Origin of the sequence: Citrobacter sp. Cpo109 (genome assembly GCF_030332565.1) — a bacterium.
GTDB classification, from domain to species: domain Bacteria; phylum Pseudomonadota; class Gammaproteobacteria; order Enterobacterales; family Enterobacteriaceae; genus Citrobacter; species Citrobacter portucalensis.
In genome coordinates this window covers 1-5,275 of the sequence record NZ_JAOWHQ010000063.1, presented here as the reverse complement: position 1 = coordinate 5,275, position 5,275 = coordinate 1, and the positions used below count along the sequence as shown (strand labels likewise).

General features: G+C 49.6%; 4 protein-coding genes, 4 tRNA genes and 1 pseudogene. 7 read left to right on the top strand and 2 right to left on the bottom strand.

Annotated features, from left to right (window positions below; genetic code table 11):
• Positions 1 to 188: 188 nt before the first annotated feature.
• Positions 189 to 1,217: a UDP-N-acetylmuramate dehydrogenase gene (gene murB, locus OGY71_RS15740; RefSeq protein ID WP_063942103.1), complete on the top strand. Its 1,029-nt coding sequence runs from the start codon at positions 189 to 191 to the stop codon at positions 1,215 to 1,217.
• Positions 1,214 to 2,176, top strand: a complete 963-nt coding sequence (gene birA / locus OGY71_RS15735) for a bifunctional biotin--[acetyl-CoA-carboxylase] ligase/biotin operon repressor BirA (protein WP_063942104.1) — start codon at positions 1,214 to 1,216, stop codon at positions 2,174 to 2,176. The genes murB and birA overlap by 4 nt, the downstream gene beginning before the upstream one ends.
• Before the next feature lie 32 nt (positions 2,177 to 2,208).
• Here the strand turns inward: birA and coaA are convergent, their stop codons facing one another.
• Positions 2,209 to 3,159, bottom strand: coding sequence for a type I pantothenate kinase (gene coaA, locus OGY71_RS15730; protein ID WP_003031107.1), 951 nt, complete (start codon positions 3,157 to 3,159; stop codon positions 2,209 to 2,211).
• 290 nt (positions 3,160 to 3,449) lie between these two features.
• Positions 3,450 to 3,530 (bottom strand): annotated as a pseudogene (locus OGY71_RS15725) (hypothetical protein); the annotation flags it as partial.
• A gap of 19 nt (positions 3,531 to 3,549) precedes the next feature.
• On the opposite strand from OGY71_RS15725, the gene OGY71_RS15720 reads away from it, so the two are divergent.
• The 5 genes from OGY71_RS15720 to tuf form a co-directional block, all read left to right on the top strand.
• Positions 3,550 to 3,625: transfer RNA gene (locus OGY71_RS15720), tRNA-Thr, on the top strand.
• Between the two features lie 8 nt (positions 3,626 to 3,633).
• Positions 3,634 to 3,718: transfer RNA gene (locus OGY71_RS15715), tRNA-Tyr, on the top strand.
• A 114-nt stretch (positions 3,719 to 3,832) separates the two neighbouring features.
• Positions 3,833 to 3,907, top strand: a tRNA-Gly gene (locus OGY71_RS15710).
• Positions 3,908 to 3,912: 5 nt separating this feature from the next.
• Positions 3,913 to 3,988, top strand: a tRNA-Thr gene (locus OGY71_RS15705).
• 118 nt (positions 3,989 to 4,106) lie between these two features.
• On the top strand, positions 4,107 to 5,275 hold a 1,169-nt coding region (gene tuf, locus OGY71_RS15700), incomplete at its 3' end, for an elongation factor Tu (RefSeq protein WP_049014834.1).

Below are 5,275 nucleotides of genomic sequence, written 5' to 3'. Positions count from 1 at the left end.
GCGTGCCGCCTTATCCGGCCTGCAGGGGCTGGGCTGAATGTATTTTGTAGGCCTGATAAGCGCAGCGCATCAGGCACATCACATCGCAGCACCATCGGGTGCAAAGCAATATCCAAAACCTCCATAACACAAGCCATCCTGCGGCATATGCGGTAAACTAGGCGCGATTTTGCATCAGGAAAGCGTCTATGAATCACTCCCTTAAAGCCTGGAACACCTTCGGTATCGATCAGCAAACGAATGAACTTGTCTGCGCCGAAAATGAACAACAATTGCTGAATGCCTGGCAATCAGCCAATGCATCGCATCATCCAGTACTGATCCTGGGCGAAGGGAGTAACGTCCTGTTTCTTGATACCTTCCAGGGTACGGTGATCGTCAATCGTATTAAGGGTATTGAGATTACAGAACAACCTGATGCGTGGCATTTGCACGTAGGTGCGGGTGAAAACTGGCATCATCTGGTCCAGCATACGTTGCAGCTTGGTATGCCTGGGCTGGAAAATCTGGCGCTTATCCCAGGCTGCGTGGGTTCATCGCCAATCCAGAATATAGGTGCCTATGGCGTAGAGCTACAGCGCGTCTGCGAATACGTAGACTGCGTTGAGCTGTCGACTGGTAAATATCTGCGTGTTGGTGCAGCAGAATGTCGTTTTGGTTATCGTGACAGCATCTTCAAACATGAATACCAGGATCGCTTCGCAATTATTGCTGTTGGTTTACGCTTGTCTAAACAGTGGCATCCGGTACTGACCTATGGCGATCTGACGCGCCTGGATCCTACAACGGTGACGCCTCAGCAAGTTTTTGATTCTGTCTGCCATATGCGCACGACAAAACTGCCCGATCCGAAAGTAAACGGTAATGCAGGAAGCTTCTTTAAAAACCCGGTTGTCACCGCAGAGATTGCGCAAGAGCTCCTGGCAAAATTCCCAACAGCACCTCATTACCCGCAGGCTGATGGCTCTGTGAAACTGGCAGCAGGCTGGCTGATCGATCAATGCCAGCTAAAAGGCATGCGCATTGGTGGCGCAGCGGTACATCAGCAGCAGGCACTGGTGCTGATCAATGCAGATAATGCGACGAGTCAGGATGTAGTGCAACTTGCACACCATGTGCGCCAAAAAGTCGGTGAGAAATTTAATGTCTGGCTCGAACCAGAGGTCCGGTTTATTGGCCCGCAGGGTGAAATGAATGCTGTGGAGATCATTGCATGAAGGATAATACCGTCCCTCTGACGCTTATTTCATTACTCGCTGACGGCGAATTTCATTCCGGTGAGCAGCTCGGTGAAAAGTTGGGAATGAGCCGTGCCGCAATCAATAAGCATGTCCAGACGTTACGCGACTGGGGGGTTGATGTCTTTACTGTTCCAGGTAAAGGATACAGCTTACCGGAGCCTATCCAACTATTAGATGCTTCACTTATTCATTCTCAACTGGATGGTGGAAATATCACAGTCCTGCCGGTTATCGACTCAACCAATCAGTACCTGATGGACCGAATAGGTCAACTGGAGTCAGGGGATGCCTGTGTCGCTGAATATCAGCAAGCCGGGCGCGGCCGCCGTGGTCGCAAATGGTTTTCACCGTTTGGTGCCAACCTGTACCTTTCAATGTTCTGGCGGTTGGAACAAGGACCGGCTGCCGCGATTGGCCTGAGTCTGGTTATTGGTATCGTCATGGCTGAGGTTTTACGCGATCTGGGCGCAGAGAAGGTACGTGTAAAATGGCCCAACGACCTCTATTTGCTCGACCGTAAGCTGGCAGGGATCCTGGTTGAACTGACCGGTAAGACAGGGGATGCCGCGCAGATTGTTATCGGTGCGGGTATTAATATGTCCATGCGCCGGGTTGAAGAAAATGTGGTTAATCAAGGCTGGATTAACCTGCAGGAAGCGGGCATTAACATTGATCGCAATACCCTTGCTGCCCGACTGATACGTGAGTTGCGTGCTGCGTTAGTGCTCTTTGAGCACGAAGGTTTAGCGCCGTATCTGTCTCGCTGGAAGAGACTGGATAACTTTATCGACCGTCCGGTTAAACTTATTATTGGTGATAAAGAAATATTTGGCATCTCACGTGGAATAGACGCGCAAGGTGCATTATTGCTTGAACAAAAAGGCGAGATCAAACCCTGGATGGGTGGAGAAATATCGCTAAGAAGCGCTGAGTAATAAGAAGGGGAGCTGTTGCTCCCCTTCTTTATTTATTTTCTCAACCTGACTTGCTCAACGGCATGATTGGCACTTTTCGTCATGATTAAGCTTGCTCGCTCACGCGTTGGTAATATATTTTGTTTTAAATTCAGCCAGTTAATCTCTTTCCATAACGATGTGGCGGTGTTGATAGCCTCATCTTCTGATAATTTTGCATAGTTATGGAAATAAGAGTCCGGGTTGGTAAACGCCCCTTCACGGAATTTCAGGAAACGGTTGATATACCACGTCTGGAGTAATTCTTCTGGCGCATCAACATAAATAGAAAAGTCGACAAAGTCAGAAACAAATACATGATGCGGATCGTGAGGATAGTCCATCCCGCTTTGTAATACATTTAGCCCTTCGAGTATTAATATGTCGGGCTGGGCAACGGTTTTGTCGCCATCAGGGATCACATCATAGATGAGATGGGAATAGACCGGCGCCGTGACGTTAGGTACGCCTGATTTCAGATCGGAAACGAATTTAACCAAGCGATGCATATCATAGGACTGGGGGAAGCCTTTCTTCTTCATCAGTCCACGATCTTTCAATACCTGGTTAGGGTGGAGAAAGCCATCGGTAGTAATCAACTCGACCTTGCGATGCTCGGGCCAGCGACTGAGCAAAGCCTGCAAAACACGCGCAGTCGTACTTTTACCGACGGCGACGCTGCCAGCAATGCTAATAATATAAGGAATACGCTCGCCATTCGTGCCTAAAAATTGCTCCAGCACGGCCTGACGTCGCAGGTTCGAACTGATGTAAAAGTTTAGCAAACGCGAGAGAGGCAAATAAATCTCGGCAACTTCTTCCAGCGATAAGTCTTCGTTAATGCCTTTAAGACGAGCAATCTCTTCCTCGGTCAGGGTCATCGGCACGGAATCACGAAGCGCAGCCCACTGGTTGCGATCAAACTGTAGGTAAGGCGACGTTAACGCTTGCTCTTTTATACTCATACGCATGGTCTGGCTGTCATTGCTATATCAGGTCTGCGGTAAAAAACGAAATCATCCCCGGTACGCAATGGCACGCACATTTCAGTTAATTTGGACAATGGGCAGGAGGGTAACACCAGATGGGGGGGAATAATAAGAAAAAATCATCCTCTGAAATGCAATGTGACGAGTATTCCAGATGTATAAAGATGTGCTTTCTCTCTATCAAAGCGTACCTGCCGGAGCAAAATTCCTCTCTGAGGAGGCACCTGACGTTGGAAATTTGTCCAATCCAAAGAGGAAATAGATTATTTATCGGTCGTATAGTGCAAAATGTGAGCGATAGAACATTTTATGCAATTTTTTAGTTGCATGAGTGCGCATGTCTCCATAAAATGCGCGCTACTTGATGCCGACTTAGCTCAGTAGGTAGAGCAACTGACTTGTAATCAGTAGGTCACCAGTTCGATTCCGGTAGTCGGCACCATCAAGTCCGGTGGGGTTCCCGAGCGGCCAAAGGGAGCAGACTGTAAATCTGCCGTCACAGACTTCGAAGGTTCGAATCCTTCCCCCACCACCACTTTCTGGCAGCGTTATCGCCGCCTGAGTTGATTAAAAAATTAATCAGCTCGAACAGAAAAGAGAGAGATCTCTTCTTTGTTGCAGAAAGAACTGGGTAGCCGAGTTTCAGGATGCGGGCATCGTATAATGGCTATTACCTCAGCCTTCCAAGCTGATGATGCGGGTTCGATTCCCGCTGCCCGCTCCAGACGTGCTGATATGGCTCAGTTGGTAGAGCGCACCCTTGGTAAGGGTGAGGTCCCCAGTTCGACTCTGGGTATCAGCACCACTTCACTTCTCCTTCCCGTTTCTCTCTGTTTACTTTTAAAAGCATTCAACAGCTCAGGTATATTGCCTGGTTGATGTGGTGATATCACCGATTTATCCGTGTCTTAGAGGGACAATCGATGTCTAAAGAAAAATTTGAACGTACTAAACCGCACGTTAACGTCGGTACTATCGGCCACGTTGACCATGGTAAAACAACGCTGACCGCTGCAATCACTACCGTTCTGGCTAAAACCTACGGCGGTGCTGCTCGCGCATTCGACCAGATCGATAACGCGCCGGAAGAAAAAGCTCGTGGTATCACCATCAACACTTCTCACGTTGAATATGACACCCCGACTCGCCACTACGCACACGTAGACTGCCCGGGCCACGCCGACTATGTTAAAAACATGATCACCGGTGCTGCGCAGATGGACGGCGCGATCCTGGTTGTTGCTGCGACTGACGGCCCGATGCCGCAGACTCGTGAGCACATCCTGCTGGGTCGTCAGGTAGGTGTTCCGTACATCATCGTGTTCCTGAACAAATGCGACATGGTTGATGACGAAGAGCTGCTGGAACTGGTAGAAATGGAAGTTCGTGAACTTCTGTCTCAGTACGATTTCCCGGGCGACGACACTCCGATCGTTCGTGGTTCTGCTCTGAAAGCGCTGGAAGGCGAAGCAGAGTGGGAAGCGAAAATCATCGAACTGGCTGGCTTCCTGGATTCTTACATCCCAGAACCAGAGCGTGCGATTGACAAGCCGTTCCTGCTGCCTATCGAAGACGTATTCTCCATCTCCGGTCGTGGTACCGTTGTTACCGGTCGTGTAGAGCGCGGTATCATCAAAGTTGGTGAAGAAGTTGAAATCGTTGGTATCAAAGAGACTGCTAAGTCTACCTGTACTGGCGTTGAAATGTTCCGCAAACTGCTGGACGAAGGCCGTGCTGGTGAGAACGTTGGTGTTCTGCTGCGTGGTATCAAACGTGAAGAAATCGAACGTGGTCAGGTACTGGCTAAGCCGGGCTCTATCAAGCCGCACACCAAGTTCGAATCTGAAGTGTACATTCTGTCCAAAGACGAAGGCGGCCGTCATACTCCGTTCTTCAAAGGCTACCGTCCGCAGTTCTACTTCCGTACTACTGACGTGACTGGTACCATCGAACTGCCGGAAGGCGTAGAGATGGTAATGCCGGGCGACAACATCAAAATGGTTGTTACCCTGATCCACCCAATCGCGATGGACGACGGTCTGCGTTTCGCAATCCGTGAAGGCGGCCGTACTGTTGGTGCGGGCGTTGTTGC

Excerpts from the sequence above, each read along its gene's own strand:
- coaA (WP_003031107.1), bottom strand. The coding sequence starts at position 3,159 with ATGAGTATAAAAGAGCAAGCGTTAACGTCGCCTTACCTACAGTTTGAT.
- murB (WP_063942103.1), top strand. The coding sequence starts at position 189 with ATGAATCACTCCCTTAAAGCCTGGAACACCTTCGGTATCGATCAGCAA.
- birA (WP_063942104.1), top strand. The coding sequence starts at position 1,214 with ATGAAGGATAATACCGTCCCTCTGACGCTTATTTCATTACTCGCTGAC.